General features: G+C 60.8%; 19 protein-coding genes, 1 tRNA gene and 1 pseudogene. 9 read left to right on the forward strand and 12 right to left on the reverse strand.

What is annotated here, in order from left to right; translation table 11 throughout:
* Positions 1–239 precede the first annotated feature (239 nt).
* Positions 240–313 (reverse strand) — tRNA-Pro (locus tag NW848_RS00120).
* A gap of 210 nt (positions 314–523) precedes the next feature.
* On the opposite strand from NW848_RS00120, the gene rpsB reads away from it, so the two are divergent.
* From rpsB to queG, 4 genes and pseudogenes are all read left to right on the forward strand, one after another.
* On the forward strand, positions 524–1,327 hold the full coding sequence (gene rpsB / locus NW848_RS00125) for a 30S ribosomal protein S2 (RefSeq protein WP_011430474.1): 804 nt from the start codon (positions 524–526) through the stop codon (positions 1,325–1,327).
* A gap of 175 nt (positions 1,328–1,502) precedes the next feature.
* Positions 1,503–2,147, forward strand: a pseudogene (gene tsf / locus NW848_RS00130) (translation elongation factor Ts); the annotation flags it as partial.
* Positions 2,148–2,557: 410 nt separating this feature from the next.
* The gene (locus tag NW848_RS00135) at positions 2,558–3,973 is read left to right on the forward strand and encodes an amidohydrolase (RefSeq protein ID WP_099813171.1); all 1,416 of its coding nucleotides are present in this window, start codon (positions 2,558–2,560) and stop codon (positions 3,971–3,973) included.
* A 23-nt stretch (positions 3,974–3,996) separates the two neighbouring features.
* Positions 3,997–5,025 (forward strand): tRNA epoxyqueuosine(34) reductase QueG, encoded by a 1,029-nt coding sequence (queG, locus tag NW848_RS00140; RefSeq protein WP_099812048.1) that lies wholly within the window; start codon positions 3,997–3,999, stop codon positions 5,023–5,025.
* Positions 5,026–5,035: 10 nt separating this feature from the next.
* Here queG and NW848_RS00145 read toward each other — a convergent pair whose 3' ends face one another.
* Positions 5,036–5,320: a zinc ribbon domain-containing protein gene (locus NW848_RS00145; RefSeq protein ID WP_414508285.1), complete on the reverse strand. Its 285-nt coding sequence runs from the start codon at positions 5,318–5,320 to the stop codon at positions 5,036–5,038.
* 403 nt (positions 5,321–5,723) lie between these two features.
* Between NW848_RS00145 and NW848_RS00150 the strand changes: the two genes are divergently transcribed.
* Together NW848_RS00150 and NW848_RS00155 are read left to right on the forward strand one after the other, a co-directional pair.
* Entirely contained in the window at positions 5,724–5,867 is a 144-nt protein-coding gene (locus NW848_RS00150; RefSeq protein ID WP_168175288.1) for a hypothetical protein, read from the forward strand.
* A gap of 222 nt (positions 5,868–6,089) precedes the next feature.
* Entirely contained in the window at positions 6,090–6,596 is a 507-nt protein-coding gene (locus NW848_RS00155; protein ID WP_168174235.1) for an AAA family ATPase, read from the forward strand.
* Here NW848_RS00155 and dnaN read toward each other — a convergent pair.
* The 6 genes from dnaN to rnz all read right to left on the reverse strand — a co-directional run bounded on the left by dnaN (position 6,593) and on the right by rnz (position 12,267).
* Entirely contained in the window at positions 6,593–7,957 is a 1,365-nt protein-coding gene (dnaN, locus tag NW848_RS00160; RefSeq protein WP_099835900.1) for a DNA polymerase III subunit beta, read from the reverse strand. The two genes, NW848_RS00155 and dnaN, sit on opposite strands and share 4 nt — an antisense overlap.
* 818 nt (positions 7,958–8,775) lie before the next feature.
* Entirely contained in the window at positions 8,776–9,852 is a 1,077-nt protein-coding gene (gene dusB / locus NW848_RS00165; RefSeq protein WP_240530973.1) for a tRNA dihydrouridine synthase DusB, read from the reverse strand.
* A gap of 27 nt (positions 9,853–9,879) precedes the next feature.
* Entirely contained in the window at positions 9,880–10,095 is a 216-nt protein-coding gene (gene rpsR, locus NW848_RS00170) for a 30S ribosomal protein S18 (protein WP_011430485.1), read from the reverse strand.
* A 29-nt stretch (positions 10,096–10,124) separates the two neighbouring features.
* Positions 10,125–10,319, reverse strand: coding sequence for a 50S ribosomal protein L33 (gene rpmG, locus NW848_RS00175; RefSeq protein ID WP_011430486.1), 195 nt, complete (start codon positions 10,317–10,319; stop codon positions 10,125–10,127).
* Positions 10,320–10,408: 89 nt separating this feature from the next.
* On the reverse strand, positions 10,409–11,263 hold the full coding sequence (locus NW848_RS00180; protein WP_228375219.1) for an RDD family protein: 855 nt from the start codon (positions 11,261–11,263) through the stop codon (positions 10,409–10,411).
* Between the two features lie 47 nt (positions 11,264–11,310).
* Positions 11,311–12,267: a ribonuclease Z gene (rnz, locus tag NW848_RS00185; RefSeq protein WP_041439069.1), complete on the reverse strand. Its 957-nt coding sequence runs from the start codon at positions 12,265–12,267 to the stop codon at positions 11,311–11,313.
* Between the two features lie 140 nt (positions 12,268–12,407).
* Between rnz and NW848_RS00190 the strand changes: the two genes are divergently transcribed.
* Positions 12,408–12,764 (forward strand): HesB/IscA family protein, encoded by a 357-nt coding sequence (locus NW848_RS00190; protein WP_011430489.1) that lies wholly within the window; start codon positions 12,408–12,410, stop codon positions 12,762–12,764.
* Here NW848_RS00190 and NW848_RS00195 read toward each other — a convergent pair whose 3' ends face one another.
* The 3 genes from NW848_RS00195 to NW848_RS00205 form a co-directional block, all read right to left on the reverse strand.
* Positions 12,765–13,994, reverse strand: a complete 1,230-nt coding sequence (locus tag NW848_RS00195; protein ID WP_414510339.1) for a response regulator — start codon at positions 13,992–13,994, stop codon at positions 12,765–12,767.
* Positions 13,981–17,886 carry a PAS domain S-box protein gene (locus tag NW848_RS00200; protein ID WP_414510340.1) on the reverse strand — a complete coding sequence of 1,302 codons (3,906 nt, stop codon included), beginning with the start codon at positions 17,884–17,886 and terminating at the stop codon, positions 13,981–13,983. Before NW848_RS00200 ends, NW848_RS00195 begins: the two co-directional genes overlap by 14 nt.
* A gap of 177 nt (positions 17,887–18,063) precedes the next feature.
* Complete coding sequence (locus NW848_RS00205) at positions 18,064–20,829, reverse strand: cation-translocating P-type ATPase (protein WP_414388520.1); 2,766 nt, start codon at positions 20,827–20,829, stop codon at positions 18,064–18,066.
* 124 nt (positions 20,830–20,953) lie between these two features.
* On the opposite strand from NW848_RS00205, the gene NW848_RS00210 reads away from it, so the two are divergent.
* Positions 20,954–22,732, forward strand: a complete 1,779-nt coding sequence (locus NW848_RS00210) for a diflavin flavoprotein (protein WP_011430493.1) — start codon at positions 20,954–20,956, stop codon at positions 22,730–22,732.
* A 25-nt stretch (positions 22,733–22,757) separates the two neighbouring features.
* Here the strand turns inward: NW848_RS00210 and NW848_RS00215 are convergent, their stop codons facing one another.
* Positions 22,758–23,009, reverse strand: coding sequence for a hypothetical protein (locus tag NW848_RS00215; protein WP_414508282.1), 252 nt, complete (start codon positions 23,007–23,009; stop codon positions 22,758–22,760).
* 79 nt (positions 23,010–23,088) lie between these two features.
* Here NW848_RS00215 and NW848_RS00220 point away from each other — a divergent pair, with 79 nt between their 5' ends.
* Positions 23,089–23,685 carry a DUF726 domain-containing protein gene (locus tag NW848_RS00220; protein ID WP_414510341.1) on the forward strand — a complete coding sequence of 199 codons (597 nt, stop codon included), beginning with the start codon at positions 23,089–23,091 and terminating at the stop codon, positions 23,683–23,685.
* Positions 23,686–23,719: the final 34 nt, after the last annotated feature.

Raw genomic sequence — 23,719 nt, forward strand, 5'->3', positions numbered from 1 at the left:
ATCCCCCATCCCGCCAAGCTGCGCTGTGGCGGGAGTACCCCGGAGGTTCTGATGGAAGCCACCTAGGAGGCCCCGCACCACTAGCGCCAATGCAGCTTTCTTTCCAAGAGCAGTTTCCCTGCTCGCGCCAGCGGGACGGAGCCCTCAGAGCCCCTAGCTTCAGCCGCGGGGTAGTTTACCGCAATCCCCAAAAGAATGGCTTGACCCTGCCACTAGAAAGGGGCTCTCTCTAATTCCAGTCGGAGCGAAAGGATTTGAACCTTCGACCCCCACTACCCCAAAGTGGTGCGCTACCAAGCTGCGCTACGCCCCGACGCACCTAAGCCAGAGAAAATCTCTGGAGGTGCTTTACCAGTTTAGCTTCTAGAACCGGATCCCGGCAAGTGCAAGGCCTTGGTTACCGGATCCTGTAGAACACATGCTAGCATAGCTGAGCTGTCAAAATACCACACGCCCGAACTACCGGGTGTCCTCAACGGGGATCCGTTCGGGCGGAGGCTAACCCGTAGGAGATAACCAACTCATGAGCGTAGTCAGTTTGCCTCAACTGCTGGAGGCAGGGGTACACTTCGGCCACAAGGCCAGCCGCTGGAACCCCAAGATGCGGCCCTACATTTTCGCCGAGCGCAACGGCATTCACATCATCGACCTGGTGCAGACGGCCCGTTACCTCAACGAAGCCTATGAATACGTGCGGGAGGGGGCCGAAAAGGGGTGGCGTTTCCTGTTTGTCGGCACCAAACGGCAAGCCGCCGGGATCATCGCCCATGAGGCCACTCGCTGTGGCAGCTACTACGTCAACCAGCGCTGGCTGGGGGGCATGCTCACCAACTGGGCCACCATCAAAACCCGCATCGACCGCCTCAAGGAAATCGAGGAGATGCAGAGCAGCGGCCTGCTGGATCGCCTGCCTAAGCAAGAAGCGGCCCGCCTAAAACGGGAATTGGCCAAGTTGGAGAAGTACTTGGGCGGCATCAAAACTATGCGCAAGCTCCCCGACGCGGTAATCATCGTCGATCAGCGGCGGGAGGCCAACGCCGTTCAGGAATGTATCAAGCTCAAGATTCCGATCATCTCGCTGCTGGATACCAACTGCGATCCTGACCTGAGCGATGTCTTCATCCCCTCTAACGACGACGCCATCCGAGCGATTAAGCTGATTGTAGGCAAGCTGGCCGATGCCATCTACGAAGGGCGACATGGGCAGCTCGACACAGTCGAAGAGGATGAGTACGACTACGAGGGGGCCATGGACATGGATCTAGAGGATGACATTCTGGAAGATGTGGAGGATGAAGAGGAGGGGGATCCCGAGCAGGGAGAGTAACCCTTGGGCCGAGGGTGGGGATCCTGGGTGGTTCGAGTTGCTCCCTGTCCATCCTTTCTCCAGAAGCCTGTATCCTTAAAATCCAGATTCATCCTTTGTTCTGCTCCTGCCTATCCTCTGCATCCGGTCACATCCTTTCTGCCTCTTTGTACGATGTGAGATTTGAGGAACCCTCATGAGTATTGATGCCAAATTGGTCAAAGAGCTGCGCGAAAAGACGGGCGCAGGCATGATGGACTGTAAAAAAGCCCTGGAAGAGTCCGGTGGCGATATGGAGAAAGCCATCACCTGGCTGCGGCAGAAAGGGTTGGCAGGGGCAGCCAAAAAGGCCAGTCGCGTGGCGGCTGAGGGGGTTGTCGATAGCTACATCCACTTCGGCAACCGGATCGGTGTGTTGGTGGAGGTGAACTGCGAGACGGATTTTGTGGCCCGCAACGAAGACTTTAAGAAGCTGGTGCAAGATATTGCCAAGCAGATTGCCGCCTGCCAAAGCGTGGAGTACGTCAGCATTGACCAGATCCCTCCCGAAGTGGTGGAGCGGGAAAGGGCCATCGAGATGGGCAAAGAGGATCTGGCCAGCAAGCCTGAAAACGTGCGGGAAAAGATCGTGCAGGGCCGCATCGAGAAGCGCCTGAAAGAGCTGTCCTTGATGGATCAGCCCTTTATTAAAGATTCCTCGATTACCGTAGAGGAATTGGTGAAGCAGCACATTGCCAAGCTAGGGGAAAACATCCGGGTGCGGCGGTTTGCCCGCTTCGTCTTGGGAGAAGGGATCGAGAAACAAGAAGCGGATTTTGCCGCTGAGGTGGCCGCTCAGGCCGGTCTCAAGCCAGCACAGCCAGCGCAAGTGGCAGAAGTTGCAGCCGCTCCTCCCGCAGAACCTGTGGCTGACCAACCTGCTGCCGAACCTCCAGCAGAGTCCGTTGCCCCAGAACCCGTCGTCGCAGAATCTGCTGACGCAGAGCCAGCGCCTGCTGCTGAGGGCAAGCCCTCCAAAAAGGGCTCCACCAAGAAGAAGAAATAAGCCCATTCCACGCTGCGGATGGATCCCTGAATTCACCCCGATTGGTGGAAGCAGCCTACTCGGTGGGCCTCTCCACCCTGAGGGGGGCTGGCTAGGTGGTGACTTCCTCACGGGAAGCGTCCTGGGAGGGTATTTGGGGCTTTCCTCCCTTTTTGCCTTGGCACGGCAAAGTGTGAACTGAAGAACAGCTCTTTTGATTGCTGGCCATGAGCTACCTTTTGCGCAATGTGCTGATTCCCACCGCCACCGGCTACGAGACTACAGATGTCCGCATTGAAGGGGAGCGGATCGCTGCCATCGGCAAAGAGCTGGCGGCAGTGGGCCCAGATGGCGTAGAGCTCGATGCCCACAACAAGCTTTTGTTGCCCGGCTTTGTCAACGCTCACACCCACTCTTCGGAGCTGTGGCAAAGAGGGATCATCCCGCCCTACCCGCTGGAGCTGTGGCTGGCACAACTGCACGAGTACGCGCCCCCGGATCCAGAAAAGATTTATCTCAGCGCCCTGGCGACAGCGGTGGAAACCTTGCTCAGTGGCGGCACGACCGTAGTGGATCACCTAATCCTCATCCCTGGCCAGGAGCTGGCCACCCTCGAGGCGGCGGTGCGGGCCTACCGAGAAGTCGGGATCCGCGCTTTCATCGGCCCCCTGCTCCAGGATCAAGCCCTCTCTCAGGGGTTGCCCAGCGGCTCCTTTTCGGATCGGGAGCTGGAAACCTATCCTCTCTCCACAGCGGAGGTGTTGGCCATTGTGGAAGAGGCAGTGCAGCGCTTTCACCGGCCAGAGGAGGGCATCACGCTGATGGTGGCCCCCACCGGCATCCAACTCTGTTCTGACAAGCTGTTTGAGGGCTGCGCGGAGTTGAGCCAGAAGTATGGCCTCCCCCGCCATGCCCACCTGCTGGAAACCCGCGCCCAGCAGAGATTGGCCCAGGAAAAGTACGGCTGCAGCGCAGTCGAGCACCTGGAGCGCTTGGGCTACCTAGACCGGAGAACCTCGCTGGCCCACTGCGTCTGGCTTACCGATGCCGATATCGAGATCTTGGCCCGCACCGGCTCTACGGTTGTCCACAACCCCTTGAGCAACCTGCGCCTGGGCAGCGGCATCGCCCCCATCCTCAAGTACCGGCAGGCGGGGGTGAACGTGGCCTTCGGCTGCGATGGGTCAGCCAGCAATGACTCCCAGGATCTCCTGGAGGCCATTAAAATCGGCACCATCCTGCACAACATTACGGATCCCGACTACCGCCACTGGATCTCGCCGCGGGAGAGCATCGAGATGGCCTCTCGCGGTGGGGCCATTGGTCTAGGGCTGGGAGAGGAGCTGGGATCCCTGGAGGTGGGCAAGCAGGCGGATCTGGTGCTTTACGACCTCACCCAACTGTCGCTGTTGCCCCGCACGGATCCCATTGGTCTACTGGTGCTGGGCCGGCCCACCCAGGTGGTGCACAGCGTCTGGGTCAGGGGGAAGCGGGTGGTGGCCAACGGCGAGGTAACGACGGTGGATGTGGCCAAGCTGCGGCAGGAGCTGTTCGCTCACAGCACCTGGGATCCCTTCCGTCGCTCGCAGCAGGCAGCACAACTGGAGGCCCGCTACCGCCAGGTGATGGGTCTGCCAGAATAGCCCTAGAATTGTCGGGGCCGACCGTGGGAGCAGCAGCCGATTGGGCCAGAGCCACCGAGCAGGTGAAGCGGCAGGCGCTGGCGCTGGGCTTTGACAAAGTCGGCATTGCCAGCGCGGCGGATCCCCCTGACTTGACGAGCTTGCGGGCCTGGCTGGCCGCGGGCATGGCCGCCGACATGGCCTGGATGGCCGATCCCCGGCGAATGGATCCAGAGCGGGTGCTGCCGGGAGTACAATCTCTGGTCTGTGTGGCCCTCAACTACTACACCCCCACCTGCCACAGCCGGGATCCAGCTAAAGGCAAGATCTCCCGCTACGCGTGGGGGCGGGACTACCACCGCGTGTTGGGACGGCGGCTGAAGCAGCTCCACCTCTGGATGCAGGCCCAGTTTCCGGACTACCGCGGTCGATTCTACGTCGATACCGGCCCAGTGGCGGAAAAGCCCTGGGCCATGCAGGCGGGCTTGGGCTGGATCGGAAAAAACGGCCTCTTGCTTACCCGCGAATACGGCTCCTGGGTATTTCTGGGGGTAATCCTGACCACTCTCCCGTTGATCCCCGACCGGCCCCACACCGCCCACTGTGGCACCTGTAGCCGCTGTCTGGAGGCCTGCCCCACCCAGGCCATCGTCAGCCCAGGGGTGGTGGATTCCCGCCGCTGCATTGCCTACCACACCTTGGAAAGCCACGCCGAGCAGATCCCTGCCGAGATCGCCCAGAACCTACACAACTGGGTGGCCGGCTGCGACATCTGCCAAGAGGTCTGCCCTTGGAACCAGCGCTTTGCCCGGCCCAGCCGGATCCCCGATTTTCAGCCTTACCCTTGGAATGTTGCCCCCGATCTCCAAGAACTGGCGCGGATTGGCGACGAGGAGTTCGACCGCAGGTTTCCCGCCTCTGCCCTGCGCCGCCTCAAGGCCCACCGGCTGCGCCGCAACGCCCAAGCCGCTCTCAGCGGCCATTCGGGCTCCACAGCCCACAGCAACGATTTGGAAGCCCATACTCCCGTTCCTCACCCTGAAGCGCTCCGCGCCGCTGACGCGAACGGGTAGAGGGCGGGCTTCATGGCTTACGCCACGCTTCGCGAACAGGGATCCCTGCTATCGCAGCGGGCGTTTCCTGAGCTTTAAGAACGGGATGCCCCACCGCTCTGGATTTGATTCCCCTCGCCAAGTTGTGATCCCGTGACAGGCTTAGCCCGCAGTAGGGGCAATCGTGCCACCTTTCGTGGCGTTTTTTGGGAACCACCTGACCACACCCAGAACACTCTTGACTCATGCCGTTTGGATTCCCTGCAATCGTCAACAGCCCAGCTCTTTCAGTCGTCCACGCCCTAGCACCCCCTATTGGCTTCCCCTCTTCTCAGACCCTAACCCTGCCTGGATAACGATTACGAAGACTATTACCCCAGCTACCGGCACAACCTACTGCAATCCGGGTGGAAACCCCTGTACCGCCATTTCGATGCCGAGTATTCCTGTGCGGGATCCCTGGGCGTTGGCCGAAAAATTTTTGGAGATGTGTGCAGCGATATTGCCAATGCGGTAGGACGTAGAGAGTACAGCGCGCTTCTCAACTTTCAGAGAATACCTGTTACAAGATCGAAGGGTTTTGGAATAGCGTCACTCCACCTCTGCCCCGCCCCGACCATACAGTATTTCATGATCAGCTCTCCACGCAGACGCCGATTCAGCAGCAGGTGAGCCGGGATCAAGTTCCCATCGATGACGTTTTAAGGCGCCTGCAGGAAATGACCGTTCTCAGAGTTTTAGCGCATCTGGGGCGACTGGTGCAGTTGGCGCAATTCCATATGGAGCGCTACTTCTACCATCCAGTCGAGCGGTTCAGCAGTTGGGAGGAAATCAGCAGCCTGGGCACCACCTATGCCTTCTGACCGGAGCCGCAGATTTGGCTACAAGTTCAGGCCACCTATCACAACTGCCGCCGCTACACCCTGCTGGGCGTGGCTCTCAGGCCCTTGTTCGCAAGGTTACTTACAATCTGGCAGTGATGGTGAGCGGCTACCAAAGCCGGATCGGGCAAATCCACAGCCCCTATCCAATCAGTTCTTTTCCCACCGAAATTCAGGCCTTTGCAGCTTCTACAGCAGGAGCGATTGGCGGTCTTGGTGCACGGGATCCCGGGTACGGGCAAAACGGGATGGACGCAGGCAGTGACCCACGAGCTGCTGGGGCCCCTGCGCTATGCGGTGCTCATCTTGGATCACGAAGCCGTGCAGGAGTTCATCGCGCCCCCCTACCTGGAGGGGGTCTGCCTGATCATCAACGAAGCCGATCACCTCGCCCAAGACCGAGCCAGCGAGGTAGCCCAGCAGAGCACCAAAACCGAACGCATCCTCAGCCTGTTAGATGGCACCCTTCACCAAAGCGTGCTCGCTCCCGATTATCTCGACTGCGAGCAGAGGTTGGTGGTGTTAATGACCTGCAACACGACCGAGCGCCTGGAGCCGGCCGTTTTGCGCCAAGGGCGGGTGGACTTGGTGCAGGAGTTTACCCACCGGTTTGCTCGAGCTGCTATCGGCAGCCACCTGTTCTCCTCTCCGGACAGGTCAGGGGAGCAACTGAGGCCAATCTTCGATTTGGGTCAGGCTGGGGTGGGCTAGGTAGCCCGCAGTTGAACCGGCATGACCAAATAGCAGAGGCGCGTCGCTCCAATCGGCTTCCAGATGGCCGGCTGGGTAGCGCCGTTCAGCTCCAGGCTCACCTGCTGTGTATGAAACACCTTAAGGGCCTCCAGCAGGTAGCGCACATTAAAAGCCAGCTCCAGGTCAGGGCCGGACATCTGTACCGGCAGAGATTCCTCGCCGCTGCCCACATCGGGCGCCTCGGTGCTGATGCGTAGGGTTTGGGTTGCCTCAGAAAGGTTGAACTTGATGATGTCGTTCCGCTGGGCAGCAAACACCCCCACTCGCTCCAAGGACTCGATCAAAGGCCGACGCTCCAGGGTTACATGCCGCTCAAATTGCCGGGGGATCAGGCGGTTGTAGTCGGGGTACTGGCCCTCCAAAAGGCGGCTGGTAATCCGCTGCTGGCACTGAGCGCTGCCGGCGCCAGGGGGCAAAATAAATTGCACCTGCGACCGGTCAAACCGCAGTTCCACCGCGGAGGCGGCCGTCTGGGCGCCGAGGATGCGCTCCACCTCTCGTAGAGTCCGAGCGGGAATGGTGAAATCCAGCTTCGTCCCCCCAGCCGCCAAATCAACTGGGATCCCTTCCGCCTCCACCTGAACTATCGCCAGGCGATGTCCATCGGTGGCCGCAAACTCCAGCCGCGGCGGATCCCCGGTCAAGAGCTTGACATGTACACCCGTAAGCACTTGCTTGGTGTCATCACCGGAAGCGGCAAAGAGGGTTTGGCCAATCCCTTGCAGCAGGCTCTCGATGGGCAGCTCAAGGATCTGGGCGGCTAAGCTCTCCTCCTCAGCATCGGCATCGGCAGTACGGGGCGCTATCTCGGGCAAGGTGGGATACTCTTCCGCAGGCATGCCGCGTAGCTGGTACTGGCCGGCGGCCGATGTAAGGGTCACGGCAGCGCTCTCCGGCACTTGGCTGAGGCCGATCGGGCCGCTAGGCAAACGGCTGACGATGTCGCTGAGCAGCTTGGCCGGCAGAGTGGTGCGACCGGATCCCTTCACCTCGGCCTCGAACTCGCTGCGAATGCCCAAGTTCAAGTCAAAGGCCGTCAGGGCAACCCGCTGTGCCTCTGCACTTGCCTCTACCAGCACGTTGGCCAAAACTGGCAGGGCAGGACGGCTGGCAACGGCTCGGCTAACTGCAGCAAGGTGGTGGCTGAGCTCAGCTTGCTCACAGGTGAAGCAAAGACAACCGGCAGGTAGGTCGACAGCCTTGCCGAAGGACTCTGTCCTGTTGACGGGGAAGGGATCCCCAGACCTGCCGTCGCGCGGGGCAGACGCGGGCGATCCGGTTTCGACTTCCCAATCCGCAGGACGTTGAGCTTGCACCATCAGGGGACTTGCGAGCTGAATACGCCTATCCTACACCGCCTGCTTCCCACGGATCCCTCCCTGCCCAGACGAGTTTTGCAAAAAATTTTCCTCGCGCGCGCAGGATAAAGTTAAAAATCACGATCCCTACCCAATTTAATTTTTTAATCTAGTAGTAGTAGGGGCTGTGGAAACTGTGGAAATTGATCGGAAAAACCTTGCGCCACAAGCTTTTGATCGTATTCCCCACCTGTGGAAAAACTGTGGATAACTTGGCCAACTTTCCACAAGGTATAAATACTCTGTGGATAACTCGGGAGGTTTTTCCACAAGTTTTCCACAGATTTTTGAAGTTTTCCACAAGTTTTCCACAGGCTGAGGGGGATGAAAATGTTGCTATTCTCTGACAAATTTATAAAACTTAACGTACGACCAGTGTGGGATGCTCTAATCTAGTGGTTCGTTGCTCTAGATGTGGTCTGGGGATCCCATGAAGGCTGGGGGCGGCCTTCGGGGGATTTCCACAGGTTTTCCACAGGCTGCTCGGGAAAACCGTGGCAGCCTGCGGGAGGCTGGCCAGGCCCGCCAGACCAAAAGCTCGCATCGAGCTCAGGTGCGGCTGGAGCTGCTGACCGCGAGCTTCTGTTTGGCATGGTTACTGTCATTTCGGCCTCAGCCGGAGCAGTTTGCTTATGCTCAACTGCCCATAGCAAGTCAGGGTCGCTTCTCCAGAAGCGTGGATGCCTTGTTTCAAGATGAAAACGACCGTTTGCAAACGGCGGTCAAAGACCGATTGGCTACCGCCCAGCCGTCAGGGTAAAAGGATCCCCCACTCAATTTCAGGTAGTCTCTTCAAATTGCTCTTCGTTTGAGTCTTCAGTTACTTCTTCCGGTTGCAGCGGGGCCTCTTGGCAGCGCTCCATGGCCTGAAGCAGAAGGGCTTCCCCTTCTTGCAAGGTTTCGATGCGACAGAGAAGGGCGCGAAACTGAGAGGCGCCGGCAAAATCCTTGATGTACCAGGTCATGTGCTTGCGGGCCTGACGGATGCCACGTTCTCCCTTATACTCCCAGAGGCCCCGCAAGTGTTCTAAAGCCATTTGAATCCGATCCAGGGGGGTAGGAGCCGGCCTTTCTTGGCCGGTTTTCAGGAAGTGATCGATTTGCCCCACCAGGAAGGGGTAGCCCATCGTGCCGCGGGAGCACATCACCCCGTCGGCTCCGGTCTCCTCCAGACACTTTACCGCTGCATCAGTCGAGAAAATATCGCCGTTGGCGATCACCGGAATGCGTAAGTGCTCTTTGACCCGGCGGATCCAATCCCAGCGAGCCTTGCCGCTAAAGCCCTGGGCGCGTGTGCGGCCATGCAAAGTAAGCAGTTGCGCTCCAGCCTCCTGCAGCCGATGGGCAAAATCCAGAATGTTGATCTCCTGATCTGACCAGCCCAGGCGAGTTTTCACTGTAACAGGTACAGGTACAGCCTTGGCCACCGCTTCCACAATCCGGGCTGCCGTGTCCGGCTCCCGCAGCAGGGCAGAGCCGCCGCCGTTTCTGGTAATCTTGTTTACTGGGCAGCCCATGTTGATATCCACCAAGGTCGCCCCCTCATCCACGGCCATGCGAGCCGCTTCGGCCAAAAAGTGGGGCCGGCAGTCGAACAACTGGATGCCGATGGGCTGTTCTCCTTCACCCACTTCCATAATGCGGGGCAGCTCGCGGGCATAGTGCAACCCGGTGGCGTTCACCATCTCGGTGTAGACCAGGCTTTGCGGGGCAAAGCGGCGTACCAACCCCCGAAACACTTTGTCGGTTACGCCTGACAGGGGTGCCTGAAAGACACGACTAAAAACCTTTACCCCCCCAATCTCAAGGGGCTGGGCCATTCGAGCTTGCAATTGCGGCGAAAGCTGCAGGCTCATCGGGATCCGGAGAAAGCAGACAGCAACTTACCCTTCTTTGTTGACAAAGTAGAGAAGGCCTAGGATGCGCGCTTGTTTGATGGCTTTGGAGACTTGCCGCTGCTGCTTGGCAGTCAGCCCCGTGATGCGGCGGGGCAGGATCTTGCCGCGCTCGGTTACAAATTTCTTGAGCAGCTCAACATCGGTGTATTTGATCGGCTCTCCCGGTTTGATGGGAGACAGGCGGCGACGAGCGTAAACCATAGGTCAGGAGAACGGTAAAGCGTCTTGAACTATTTGATCTCTTTATGGACGGTGTGGCGGTTGCACTTGGGGCAGAATTTCTTCAGCTCCAAGCGGGCCGTGGTGTTACGGCGATTTTTGGTGGTGGTGTAGCGGTTTACCCCCGGAGAACGTTTGTTGACGTTGGTGCGGCACTCCGTACATTCCAGGGTAATGATGATGCGGGCACCCTTTGCTTTGGCCATAGTGGATCCCAAGATGGAGGTGAAAGTCGGCTCGAGATCCCCAAAACCCCAGCCAACGAGGTTGGAGATGGGCTACCTCGCAAGCGCGATCACCAATTATCCAACTTTTCTTTGACGGAATCAACCCAGTTTTTGACTTGCCTGCCGGTTTGTTGGCGGAGGGCGCGGGTGTTCCGATCCACGTCCCTGCTCAGGCGCTGCATCTGTCTGGAAAGATCGCGCACAGTTTCGTTGCGCTGAGCTTTGCGCAACAGGTCGCGAGCAGCGGACTTGACGTCCTCGGCGGCTTCTCCCTCCAGAATTTCCTGCAGCAGCCGCAGGGCTTTTTCATCCAGGTGGTAGCCTCGCTCCGATTCCACCACCAGGGTGCGTCCGGCGCGGTCGTGGATGCTCTGGCGTTTTTCTTTATCGAAAAGGGCGAACAGGCCATCGGCAGCCAAAGGCACCAGCAGGGCTTCCGTGAGGATAAACAGCGAGAGCACCCCTTCGCGGGCCAGGGAGCGCACCAGATGGGGTGAGGCCTCGGTTTCGGGATCCAGGGTTTTGAGGTTCAGCAGCCATTTGCCGAGGCTTTGGCCGGCGGGGCGGGATTGGAAGTAGCCGCGGTTCACCAACCAGGTGGCAAAAAAGGCGATGTAGCCGGTCATATCCACGGCGCCCGCATCGGCTCCCACCAGGGAAGCCAGGCCCTGCGCCAGGTAGGAGACCCCCAGCCCCAGCCCAAAATCCAGGGCAAAGGCTCCGATCCGTTTGCCCCAGGGGGCCAGTTTGGGCAGGGTTTCCTCAGCCTGGGGGACGCTGGCTGCTTGAGAAGCCGGTCGCTCGGCTTGCACAGGAGGCAGAGAGGTGGCGGGGGGCAAGGCGCTGAAGGCCTGCCACTCGCTGGCGTTTTGCTCCAGTTGCTCGGTTTTGGGCCGTTCGGGATAGGGTCTGGGATCCGTCATCGCAGGTTGAGGCTGTCGGTCCTATCATTCTAGCTAGCAAGGCAGGTCTAGACTCCCACCGGCAGGGGAGCGGGGCTGCGGCGCGGGATCTCGTAGGTCATCCGATCCCGGGCCAGGATGGTGTTGGGAAAAATGGCCCGGGCTTCGGCCAGCAGGTCTTCCAAAGTGATAGGGCCCTCTGAGGTGTAGCGGGGGCTGAAGTGGGTGAGGATGAGGGTCTGGGCCTTGGCTTCGGCGGCCACCCGCGCGGCCATGGCGGCGGTGGAGTGCTTGGCGCGCTCGGCTAGCTCCCGATCCGCTTCGGCGTAGGTGGCCTCGTGGATGACCAGATCGGCGGCGCGAGAGAGATCGACGGCGTTGCGGCAGAAGATGGTGTCGGTGCAGTAGGAGAACTTGCGCCCTGGGATCGGAGCCCCTACGTAATCTCGCCCGTGGAACCAGCGGCCTTGCCAGAGGATGGATTGGCCGGCCTTGAGCTGCCCGTAGAGAGGGCCGGGCGGGATCCCGTCTGCCTGGGCTTTGGCCACGTCGAAGGTGCCGGGCCGGTCTTGCTCCACCACGCGGTAGCCGAAGGCGGGCACCCGGTGATCCAGGGGGGCGCAGAAGACCCAGTACTCGGGATCCTGAAGAATGAGCCCTGTTTCGACGGTGTGAACCCGGAAGGAATAGGGAATTCGGCTCTCGCTGTAGCGCAGCACCGTCTTCAGGTACTCTTCCAGGCCGGGGGGGCCATAGATGTCGATGTGTTGGGGGGTGCTGCCCAGGCCGCAGGAGGCCAACAGCCCTGGCAGGCCGTAGATGTGATCCCCGTGCATGTGGGTGATGAAAATGCGGCGCAACTGGCTGGGGCGCAGCTCGTCTAGGCGCAGCAACTGGTGCTGGGTGCCCTCGCCGCAATCGAACAGCCACCATTCTGACCGCTGCGGAAACTGCACCGCCACGCCCGAGACATTGCGCTGGCGGGTGGGCATGCCGGAGCTGGTGCCCAGAAAGGTAACACGAATGGCGTTGGGATCCGTCACAAGGGCAGAACGTTAGGCTTGAGGAAACGGGATCCCTAGCTTATCAACTGTTCCTGCCGCGCGAGGGGAAAAGGCGGCCCAAAACCCCTGTTAGGATAAAAGTAAGTGTCAGCTTTCCCGCCATGATCACCTTGACCGAGAGCGCCATCCAAGAGCTAAAGCGGCTGCGCAGCAAGTATGAGAAAGAGGGATCCCAACCCATCTTGCGCCTGGGGGTAAAGCCCAGCGGCTGCTCCGGCCTCTCCTACACCATGAACTTCGAGCCCCAGGCCAACCCTGACGACCATACCTTTGACTTTGGCGAGATTCGGGTGGCGGTGGATCCCTTGAGCATGACCTTTATTCAAGGGCTGACTGTCGATTTCTCCGAGGATCTGTTGGGGGGCGGCTTCCGCTTCAAGAACCCCAATGCGGTGGCTAGCTGCGGCTGCGGCACTTCCTTTGCCACTGCCGAAACCGCCGCTGCCGTCGGCCACTGATCACGTCCTGCCAGAGGGCTTTAGGCTGGGCAGGCGCAGCAGGAAACATGTCCACCCCGCCTCGCTGGTTACTCGAATGTGACCCTGGAGGCGCTCCACCCATTGCTTCACCAAGGCCAGCCCCAGGCCGCTGCCCGGCTGGGCCCAGGGATCCGCAGTGGGCACCCGATAAAAGCGCTCGAACAGGCGGGGCAACTGGTCGGGCGGGATCTGAGCGGTGTTGCCGATCCTGAACTCAACCCCTTCAGGGATTGGCTGAACCTCTAGACGAATCGTGCCACCTGGCTGGGTGAACTTGCAGGCGTTGTCCAGCAGCTCTTTGAGGATCTGGGTCAGGAGCTGCGGATGGCTGTAAAACCGCCAGGGGGAGGGGGGCAGATCCCCCACCTGCAGCGTGAGGGAGCGGGCCTGGGTGCATTGCTGCACCGACTCGATCAAGCTGTGCCAGAGGTGGGGCAGGTCAATAGCTGCAACGGCAGAGCCCAGGTCTTTCCCTTCCAGGCCCTGCAGATCCAATAGGCGGTTGATGAGCTGGATTTCGGCCTCGCACTCCTGCAGGGCAATGTCATGGTATTGCCGCTGCTTCTCGTTGAGGGGGGTGCGGCGCAGGAGTTCCAGGGCCAGCTTGATCTTGGTCAGGGGGGTGCGCAGCTCGTGGGAGACGGTGGCCAAAAAGTGGTCTTTGAGGCGGTTGAGCTGCTCCAGATCTGCCACCTGGCAGGCCAGTTGGGCGGTGCGCTCCTGTACCTTGGCTTCCAGTTCCTGGTTAAGCTGCTGCAGACGGCGCTGGGCCTGGTTGGCTTGCAGCAAGTGGCGCAGCCGCCGCTTCAAAACCGACCAGTGGATGGGCTCGGGGATGTAGTCGCTGGCGCCGGCTGCAAAGGCCTCGTTGACAAAGGTTTCGTCTTCCAAAGCCGTGACGATTAAAATCGGCAAGTCCGGGTTTTGGGCGTGGAGGCGGCGGCAGCACTCAAACCCATCCAGATCCGGCATCACCGCATCGAGGAGCACCATGTCCGGCTGATAGCGGCTTGCAGCTTCTAGACACGCCAAGCCGCTGTCCGCTTCCACGAGTTGGTAGCCCTCCCGCTCCAGGGCGTAGCGAGTCAAAAGCCGCTGGCTGGGATCATCGTCGGCAATGAGGAGGAGAGGCCGCTTCTCTGCCGCAGCAGAGCTCGTTCCGGTCTGAGGAACGGATCCAGCCGAAAGGTTGCTCTCAAGCCTCTGCATGGGCCCCTGGAGAAGAAAGAAGCGGTCCTGGCGCGCTAGCCGATAATTCGAGGATAACCCGCTGGTACTCGGCTTCCAACCGCTGGAAGGCCTGCTCTATGGTATCCCAGTTTACAGAGTTGGCCGATGGCTTGCGAACGAGCTTTTCCAGCGCCTGGCAGCGTTGAGCTAAGAGCTTGGCCCCCAAGGTGCTGCTGCTGCCCTTGAGGCGCTGGGCCAGTTGGGCCACGGTTTGGACATCCCGGCTCTCCAGGGCCTGGCGCAGGGATCCCAGCAGGGCCTGGCTGTCTTGCCGGTAGGTTTGGATCATCTCCTGCCAGTCTTCCGGGGATCCCAGCATGCTCTGCAGGCTGGCCAGGGCAGCGGCATCCAGGGCCGGCTCTGGCTTTGGATCCCCGACAAAATCGAGAGCAGCTTCCTGGAGGACCCGCTCCAGCACAGCCGGCTGCAGGGGCTTGGTCAGGTAGCCATCGACGCCGGCGGCTTCGGCAGCAGCGCGGCTTTCCAGGAAGGCATCGGCGGTGAGGGCGAGGATGCGCGGCTGGCGCTCTGGGGGAAGTTCGCTGCGGATGCGGCGGGTGGCGGCCAGGCCGTCCAGCTCCGGCATGTGCAGATCCATCAAGACCAGGTCGTAGGCGCGCAGTTGCAGCGCCTGCAGGGCTTCCAGGCCGTTGGCCACGATGTCCGGCTGATAGCCCAGCCGCTCCAGCATCAGGCGGATGACCTTTTGGTTGACGGGGTTGTCTTCGGCTACCAGGATGCGCAACGGGCAGCGGCTGGCCAGAGGGAGCTGGGGTTTCAAGTGGGAAGCAGCCGCAGGCACTTTTTCCTGGCCCAGCAGAGCCCGCAGTTGAGAAGCCCTGACCGGCTTACCTAAGGCAGGAAGAGAGCCAGCGCTTGCCAAAGCGGCTCTGCGATCCACCAGCAGCACAAGCCGCAGGGGGGGCTGCTCCTGCTGCAGAGCCCTGGCCAGGGCCAGTCCATCGCCGTCGGGCAGGCTGGTATCCACCAGGGCCAGCTCAAAAGTCTGGGCCTTGGCTATGGCTTGGGCTTCCGCCACCGTGCTGCAGGCTGTTACCTGCATCCCCCAGGACTGCAGTAGGCGCGCAAGAAGTTGCCGTTGGCTGGCGTTGTCTTCCACCAGCAAAACCCGCTGGCCGGCCAGAGCTGGGTCGGGGGTGGGGGTTGCCCAGAGGGCCGCATCCGGAAGCTTCAGGGGGATGCGGAAGCCAAAGGTGGATCCCTGACCCGGCTGGCTTTGCACCCAGATCGTTCCGCCCATGAGTTGACAGAGGCGCTGGCTGATGGCCAGCCCCAGGCCGGTGCCGCCGTACTGGCGGCTGATGGAGCTGTCCACCTGGCTGAAGGGCTTGAAGAGGCGATCCTGCTTTTCCGGCGGGATGCCGATGCCGGTGTCCTGCACCTGGAAGCTCACCCACTGCACCTGGGCCTGGGGATCTTGCTCTTGGGCCTCGACGGTCACCACCACCTCCCCTTGGGGGGTGAACTTGATGGCGTTGCTGAGGAGGTTGGCCAGGATCTGGCGCAGGCGGTTGGGATCCCCGACCAGGGTGGCCGGCAGGGCCGGATCCACCCAGGCCACCAGCTCCAGATCTTTGCTCTGGGCCTGGGCGGCCATGAGATCCAAGAGCTCCTCCATGAGCTGGGACAAGGAGAAGGGCGTTTCCTCCAGCTCCAGCTTCTGGGACTCGATCTTGGAAAAATCCAAGATGTCGTTGATGAGGCTGAGCAGCACCTCGCTGCCGTAGCGGATGGTCTGCACCCAATCCCGCTGCTGGGCATCGAGAGAGGTATCCAGCAACAGGCCGGCCATGCCCATGATGGCGTTGATGGGCGTGCGGATCTCGTGGCTGATGGTGGCCAGGAACTCGCTCTTGGCGCGGTTGGCCGCCTCGGCAGCTTCCATAGCCGCCTTCATCTGCTCTTGGGCCTGCTTGGCCAGGGTGATGTCCCGCCCGGCGGCGTAGGCCAGGGATCCCGCCAAAGAAGCGCGCCACTCGATAAAGCGGTAGCTGCCGTCTTGGGTGCGGTAACGGTTGACAAAGCCATCCAGACGCCCTTCTTCCAGCAGCTTTTGCACTGCTTGCTGCGTGGCCGGCAGATCTTCCGGGTGCACCCATTCCCAGAAGGGATGCTGCTGCAGCTCCTCGAGGGAACGGCCCAGGGCGGCCTCCCAGGCCGGGTTGAGGCGGCGAAAATACCCCTCCTTGTCGGCAATGCAGAGCAAATCCAAAGCTACCGAGAAAAATTGCTCCAGCTCGGCTTCTGCCTGCTTGCGGGCGGTGATATCGACGGCGGTAAACACCCAGCAAGGGATCCCGCGCAGCACCAGCGGCTGGACAAAAACGTCTTCCCAAACCTCCCGGCCATCTCGACCTTGCCAGTGCCACTCGAAGCGGGCGGATCCCTGTTGGCGGGCCTGCTCCAGGTAGGTCTGCAGCGAGAACTCCTCCCCCTGCAGGGCCCGGCGATAGGGGGACTGCTCCGAGGCGTCGAAGGCCCGCAGCTCCTCCAGGCTGGAAAAACCATAGGCGACAAGGGCGCGCGGGTTGGCCTCCAAGATCTCGCCCGTCTCGGCGTGGCGGATGAGAATGGCTACCGACGCATTTTCAAACAGGGCGCGGAACTTCTGCTCGCTCTCCTGCAGGGCTTGCTGCGCCTGCACCCGCTCCGTGATGTCGCGGATGATGAGCACTACTTCTTGCTCGTTTAGGGGGGCAATGCGCACCTCTTCGTGGCGCACCTTGCCGTCGATTTCCAGGCTTTGCTCGTAGCGCTGCAGGGTCTGGGTGGCCAGGGCTTGGCGAATATAGGCAAGCCGCTGCTCCGCCAGATCCGGCGGCAGGAGTTCTTGGGGTGAGCGCCCCAGGTAAGTTTCTGGCAGGCCGTAGGGCCGCACCTCCCGCCCGCAGCTCACTCCCAGGCAAATGCCCTGGCTATCGAGGTGAAAGATGAGATCTGGGATGGCCGCCAAAATGGCCTTTTGCTTTTCCTCAGCGGCTTGGAGAGCCAGCTCGGCCCGCTTGCGCTCGGTGATATCCCGCACCAGGACGTAGAGCTTCTCGCTGCCGTGGGCAACGATACAGGCCCTCTGATACTGCCGCACCCCGCCTGGCAGCTCGATCTCGTACTCCAGGTATTCGATGCTCTGGTTGGCCAGAGCCCGCCTTCCCAGAACCTCGCATTGCTCCCTCAACGCAGCAGGCAAAATCTCCTGGAGCCGACGGCCAATGTAGTCCTCGGGGGGGCGCAGAGTGGCGAAGTAGCGGGGCGGCTTGCAGTCGAGGATGCGACCGTCGGCAGCAATCTCCAAAATCATGTCTGGGATTGCCTCGTAGAGGGCGCGATAGCGGGACTCGCTTTCCTGCAGCGCCTGCTCTCTCTCAACCTGCTCGGTGATGTTGCGGCTGGTGATGAGGATCCCATCCCCCACCGGCACCACTTGGTGGCGGATCCAGCGAGCTTTTAGGCCCGGCTGGCCGGAGATGGGGAACTCCTCTTCCAGGGGGGTGCGGGTTTCCACCACCCGCTTGTATTTTTCAAAAAAGCCCCCCGTGCGGTTGATGGGCAGCAGCTCGCACAGCCGCTGGCCGAGGATCTCCTCGCGGCGGCGGGAAATTAGCTCCTCCCCTTTGGCGTTGACATCCACAAAGACAAAGTCGATGATCTCGCCGGTATGGGGATCCCGCAGCGCCTCCAAGAGATAGATGGCATCCAGGCTGGCCTCTAGAGCCGCGCGGAAACGGGCCTCCGGGCTTGAAGTTGCCAGCGATCCCTTGATCCGCCGCCAGCGCCAGCCGAACCTTAGAAGAGCCCAAAGAGCTAAGACAATACCCAGAAGCGTGAGGCTAGCCCAGCCCAGCGGTGTCATCTTATTCCCAGCTCCTTGCGTTTGAGCAAAGCCCTCTCTTCCCTGCCCGCTTTGCGGCAGCTCTTTCCAGAGTATTCCTTAGTCTTTACGCGGTAGCTCAGCTAATTTGCGGAAAAAGTGCCCCTACCCCATCGGAAGAGCTCGTTTTTGGCAGGGCAGGATTCCCCGCTTTTGTTCTCAAGGGGTTGGGCGGGATCCCTGGCGCCAGCGGCGGTAGAGTTTTTCCAGATCCACCCAGACCATCACCACCGTGCTAAAGCCCAGGCAAATGAGCAGTTCTGGAAGGGTCAACTCTTCTGTCCCGAAAAAGTTGCGCAGGAAGGGCACATAGAGCAGGGCCAACTGCAACAGCAAAGTGGCCAACACGGCCCCCAGCAGGTAGGGGTTGGAAAAGGGGTTCATCTCGAGGGTCAGCTTGTCGTTGGAGCGGGCTGCCAGGGCATGGCCCATCTGGGCAATGCACAGGGTGGTGAAGACCATCGTGCGCCAGTGGGGGATATAGGCTTCCACGATGGCCATCATCAGGATCGTGGAGATGGCAAAGACCACACCGATGCGCACCATGTAGGCACCGAGCCCTTGGGCAAAGATGCTCTCTTTGGGGTTGAAGGGGGGGCGCTGCATCACCCCTGGTTCTGCTGGCTCCATCGCCAAGGCCAGGGCGGGCAGGCCGTCGGTTACCAGGTTCATCCACAGGATCTGCAGGGGCGTCAGTGGCACGTCCTCTAGGCCCAAGATAGGGGCAGCAGCCACCGTCAACACCTCGCCGATGTTGCTGCCCAGGATGTATTTCACGAAACGGCGGATGTTGCTGTAGACCACCCGCCCTTCTTCAATGGCCGCCACGATGGTGGCGAAGTTGTCGTCCAGCAGCACCATGTCGCTGGCCTCTTTGCTGACGTCGGTGCCGGTGATGCCCATGGCAATGCCAATATCTGCCTGGCGCAGGGCAGGGGCGTCGTTGACCCCATCCCCGGTCATGGCTACAAACTGGTTTTGTTTTTGCAGAGCTTGGACGATGCGCAGCTTGTGTTCGGGGGCAACACGGGCATAGACGTTGACCCTTTGCACCGTCTGCAGCAGCTCCTCAAAGCTGAGCCGAGAGAGGGTGCGCCCGTCAATGGCTTGGCCCTCCGAGTCGAGAATGCCCAGCTCGCGGGCAATGGCCACAGCGGTCAATTGGTGATCGCCGGTAATCATCAGGGTGCGGATGCCGGCCTGGCGGCAGCGGGCTACTGCTTCCCGCGCTTCGGGCCGCGGCGGATCGTACATGCCCACCAGCCCCAGCCACACCAGGTTGCGCTCGATCTCCTCCAGGTTCTCCGGGATCCGCTGCAACTGCTGGGTGGCCACCCCCAAAACCCGGATGCCCTGGGCCGCCAGGCGGTTGTTGGCAGCCAGAATGGCTTGGCGCTCGGCTTCTGACAGCTCCTGCCAGGTTCCGCCTTTTTGGATCTGGGCGCACTGCTCCAGCACCAGCTCCGGGGATCCCTTGACGTAGACGCGGTAGCTGCCCTCCTCCTGCACCACCACGCTCATGCGCTTGCGTTCCGAGCTAAAGGGGATCTCCTGCGCGCGCGGGTGCTGCTCTTGAAGGGAAGCTTTCTGCAGGTTGGCCTTGGCAGCAGCCACCAGCAGGGCGGCCTCGGTGGGATCCCCTAGGATCGACCAGGTGGGGGCAGCGCCCCGTTGGGCTGGAAGACTGGCCTGCAACAGGGCATCGTTGCAGAAGACCACCGCCCTGAGAAGGGCCTGCAAATCCGGGGCGCTCTGGGGATCAATGGGCTGGCCGCGGCAGTAGAAGGATCCCTTGGGGATGTAGCCGCTGCCGCTGACCTGGTAGTGGCGCTCCGGCGTGAGGATGTCGGTAACCACCATCTTGTTCTCGGTGAGGGTGCCGGTTTTGTCGGAGCAGATGGTGGTGACGGATCCCAGGGTCTCTACAGCCGGCAGGCGGCGGATGAGGGCGTTGCGGCGCACCATGCGTTGGGTGCCGATGGCCAGGGTGACGGTGATCACGGCCGGCAGCCCCTCCGGCACCACGGCTACGGCCATACTGAGAGAGATTTCCAGCAGCGAGGTGAAAGGCGCCATGCTGCCGGCCTGCAGCAGCCCCACGATCACCACCAGCGCCACCAAGGCCAGGGATCCCGACACCAGCACGTTGCCCAGCTGGCTCATGCGCCGCTGCAGGGGGGTGGGCTCGTTTTCCACCGTTTGCAGCAGGGCGGCCACCTTGCCCAGCTCCGTGTTCATACCGGTGGCGGTAACCAAGAGGATCCCGCGCCCCTGCAACACCTCGGTGCCCATGAAGGCCATGTTGCGCCGTTCCCCCAGCTCCGTGTCTTCGGGGAGGACACAGTCAGCCTGCTTGCTAACCGGTACCGCCTCCCCTGTCAGGGCCGCCTCCCGCACCTGCAGGTTGACTGCTTCCGCCAAGCGCCCATCGGCCGGGATCTGCACCCCGGCTTCCAGGAGCACGCGATCCCCTGGCACCAATTGGTTGGCGGGGATCTCCTGCCACAGGCCGTCCCGCTGCACCCGCACGCTGGGGGAGGCCAGCTTTTTTAGGGCCGCCAGCGCTTTTTCCGCCCGGCTTTCTTGTAAGTAGCCCAGCAGACCGTTGAGGCCGACGATCAACAGAATGGCCAGAGCATCTTTGGGGAACTCGCCTTCCTGCAAGTCCAGAGTCGCTGAGATCGCCGCCACGGCGATCAGCATCAGCAGCATGACGTTGCGGAATTGGTCGAGGAAAAGCTGCCAGGCGCTGCGTCCAGGAGAGGAGATTAGCTCGTTGGGGCCGTATTCCCGCTGCCTCTGGATCACCTGCTGGGTAGTCAGGCCAGCATCGGGATCGGTCTGCAACTTCTGGATAACAGCAGGAAGAGGGAGGCTATGCCAGGCCGTAGCAGAAGCACCGGCGGATCCAGAAGCTTGGGCCATCGCAAACACTCCCAGGGAATGGACAAATTCTACGTTAGCTCTCGAAGCTTTCCATAGAGGAAAAGGGGTCCCCATTTCCCTAGTTTCGTGGCAAGGTGGGGACAGAGGCCCCCTGGAGACTGCTATGGCGAGCAAAACTCCCACTCGCGATGTTCAAGTGGCCGTCATTGGCCCGTCCACTCTGGTTTTGCGCTCCCGCACCTGGGATCGCCTCAAGTTTGAGCTGGAATATGCCCGGCAGCGGGGCACCACGGCCAACAGCTACCTCATCCAGGCCCGCCAAACCCTGCTCATCGATCCGCCGGGGGAGTCGTTTACGGACATCTTTCTGGAGGAGCTGGCCCAGCACCAATACCTGCAGCGGCTGGACTTTATCCTGCTCAGCCACGTCAACTTCAACCGCATCGCCACCCTCAAGGCGCTTCTGCCGCTGGCCCCCTACGCAGTGGTGCTCTGCTCTAAGCCAGGATCCCTTACCCTGCGGGCAGCTTTTGAAGGCAGGGAGTCCCCCCCTCCTGGCCGCGACGAAGAGGAGGCCGCCGATTTTGGCATTCCCTACGGCAGCAATCAGTCCTTTCGCCTGCGGGTCATCCGAGATGGGGATCGCCTGGATCTGGGAGAGGGCCATGAGCTGCACTTGCGCACGGTGCCCACGCCCCGCCACCCCGATGCCCTCTGCACCTACGATCCGGCCACCGGGATCCTCTTTACCGACAAGCTCTTTGGCGCCCATGTCTGCGACGAGCAGGTATTCGATGAACATTGGCGGCAACTGAGCGAGGATCGCCGCTACTACTTCGACTGTCTCCACCGCAACCAAGCGCCCCAGGTCAAGGCAGCCCTGGCCAAGCTGGAGGAATTCCCCGCCCAGATCTACGCTCCTGCCCACGGGCCCCTCGTGCGCCACAGCCTGCGGCGGCTGCGCTTGGACTACCAGCTCTGGTGCGAAGAGGATCCCTTGGAGCAGCGGGTGGCCCTCCTGTACACCTCCGCCTACGGCAACACCGGCTTGATGGCGGTAGCCATTGCCCAAGGCTTGGAGCGGGCGGGAGTTACGGTGGAGCGGATTAACTGCGAGTGGGCCACCCCTGAAGAGATCGCCCAGGCCTTGGAGCGCTGCCAGGGGTTCATCATCGGCTCGCCAACCCTGGCCGGCCATCCCCCGGTCCAGATCCAAACAGCCCTGGGCCTGATTCTCTCTTCCGTTCCCACCAGCAAGCTGGCCGGGGTCTTCGGCTCCTATGGCTGGAGCGGCGAGGCCGTGGATCTCATCGAGAGCAAGTTGCTCAATGCCGGCTTTACCTTGGGGTTTGAGACGATCCGCGCCAAGTTTAAGCCCACCGCCGAGATCTTGGAAGCTTGCCAAGAGGCGGGATCCCAATTTGCCCAAGCCCTGCGCAAGGCCAAGCGAGCTCGTGCCCCCCGCCAAGGCGGTGTTGAAACTCAGGCGGATCGGCTGGCGCAGGCCCTCAGCCGAGTGGTGGGATCCCTCTGTGTGGTGACCGCCTTGCAGGATGGGATCCCGCGCGGCTTTCTCACCTGGTCAGTGGCCCAGGCCAGCTTCAATCCCCCCGGCCTCACCCTCTCCGTGAGCAGGGAAAGCGAGGCAGAACTGCTCACCCATCCGCAAGCGGCCTTTGTGCTCAACATCCTGCGGGAGGGCAAAAGCAGCAGCCTGCAGCGACACTTTCAACGGCCTCAACGCCCTGGCGAAGACCGCTTTGCCGGCCTGGCCACGGCCACTGCCGAAAATGGCTGCCCGATCCTTTTGGATGCCCTGGCTTACCTGGAGTGCCGTGTCAAAAGTTGGATGGAGTGTGGCGATCGCTACCTCATCCATGCCGAGGTAGAGCGCGGCAAAGTGCTGGATCCCACGGGGGTTACCGCCATGCGGCGCGGGTAATACTGGTCTCAGCTCTCAGGGGGTGTCATTGACCATGCAAGACATTTTTGAGGCGGTCTTCAAAGCTCCTGCCCAGATTGGCGAAAAAGTTGTAGACGTAGTCTTCGATACAGGCAAGTTTGTCGGCCAGGTTAGCGGGGCCGTTGCGCAAACTGTCATTGGTACGGGTATCGAGACCACCCAAAAAGCCGCAGAAATTCTTGCTGAAACCGGCAAAGCCACTTTCCAAGTTGGCCAGAAGGTTACAGAAACTCTTGTTGAAGAAGTTGTCCACCATGAGCCTTATCTGATCCCTATTGAGCCCTCCCGGGGCTGGGACGAAGCCCTGGTTTTCATCAACGGTTTTCTCAGCGAAGGTGAAACCCAACCTTGGAAAAAAAAGACTGTTGTGGGAAACGCTCCGACGTGCCGGATGGCGGGGATCCCTGTACTACCTCTGGTGGGACGCTTCCAGTCCTGTAAACTTGACTTTATCTGCCCTGAAGCTAGGGGTAGGACTACTTGCCCATTGGGAAGCTCACAAAGCCAAGGCCAAGCAAGTGGGACTGGACTACGCCTACCCCCTGCTCTCTGCTCTGCCAGAAAAGCAAATTACCTTGATGGGGTTTTCTTTGGGAGCGAGGGTAGCCTACTACATCATGCGCGGTTGGCCACAGACTGCCGATCGACGTCTTAAAGATGTTATCTTGCTCAGCGGTGCCGTTAGAAGACAAGCCGATAAGAACTGGAGTTTACACGTAGAAAATATCACTGGAAAGTTAGTCAATATCTACAATGAAGACGATTTGGTTCTGGCCTACGTCTTCAAAGTACCTTCCCTCAACCGCAGCCCCTGTGGGATCAAGCCGATCAAAGAGTTCCACCCCAGAATTGAGAACCTCAATGCCACTCACTTAATCGGCTCTGGGGAGCACAGCTATGAAGCCTATCTCCCTTACAGCCTTTTAATTTAAAATAGGGTACAGGTATTCAAGAGGAAGGAGAGAA

Source organism: Synechococcus sp. RC10A2 (genome assembly GCF_047502605.1).

What these genes read in the sequence shown, in the direction of transcription:
- rpsB (WP_011430474.1), top strand. Translation starts at nt 524, where the DNA reads ATGAGCGTAGTCAGTTTGCCTCAACTGCTGGAGGCAGGGGTACACTTC.
- NW848_RS00135 (WP_099813171.1), top strand. Translation starts at nt 2,558, where the DNA reads ATGAGCTACCTTTTGCGCAATGTGCTGATTCCCACCGCCACCGGCTAC.
- NW848_RS00150 (WP_168175288.1), top strand. Translation starts at nt 5,724, where the DNA reads ATGACCGTTCTCAGAGTTTTAGCGCATCTGGGGCGACTGGTGCAGTTG.
- dnaN (WP_099835900.1), bottom strand. Translation starts at nt 7,957, where the DNA reads ATGGTGCAAGCTCAACGTCCTGCGGATTGGGAAGTCGAAACCGGATCG.
- dusB (WP_240530973.1), bottom strand. Translation starts at nt 9,852, where the DNA reads ATGAGCCTGCAGCTTTCGCCGCAATTGCAAGCTCGAATGGCCCAGCCC.
- rpsR (WP_011430485.1), bottom strand. Translation starts at nt 10,095, where the DNA reads ATGGTTTACGCTCGTCGCCGCCTGTCTCCCATCAAACCGGGAGAGCCG.
- rpmG (WP_011430486.1), bottom strand. Translation starts at nt 10,319, where the DNA reads ATGGCCAAAGCAAAGGGTGCCCGCATCATCATTACCCTGGAATGTACG.
- NW848_RS00180 (WP_228375219.1), bottom strand. Translation starts at nt 11,263, where the DNA reads ATGACGGATCCCAGACCCTATCCCGAACGGCCCAAAACCGAGCAACTG.
- NW848_RS00190 (WP_011430489.1), top strand. Translation starts at nt 12,408, where the DNA reads ATGATCACCTTGACCGAGAGCGCCATCCAAGAGCTAAAGCGGCTGCGC.
- NW848_RS00195 (WP_414510339.1), bottom strand. Translation starts at nt 13,994, where the DNA reads ATGCAGAGGCTTGAGAGCAACCTTTCGGCTGGATCCGTTCCTCAGACC.
- NW848_RS00200 (WP_414510340.1), bottom strand. Translation starts at nt 17,886, where the DNA reads ATGACACCGCTGGGCTGGGCTAGCCTCACGCTTCTGGGTATTGTCTTA.
- NW848_RS00205 (WP_414388520.1), bottom strand. Translation starts at nt 20,829, where the DNA reads ATGGCCCAAGCTTCTGGATCCGCCGGTGCTTCTGCTACGGCCTGGCAT.
- NW848_RS00210 (WP_011430493.1), top strand. Translation starts at nt 20,954, where the DNA reads ATGGCGAGCAAAACTCCCACTCGCGATGTTCAAGTGGCCGTCATTGGC.
- NW848_RS00215 (WP_414508282.1), bottom strand. Translation starts at nt 23,009, where the DNA reads ATGGTGGACAACTTCTTCAACAAGAGTTTCTGTAACCTTCTGGCCAAC.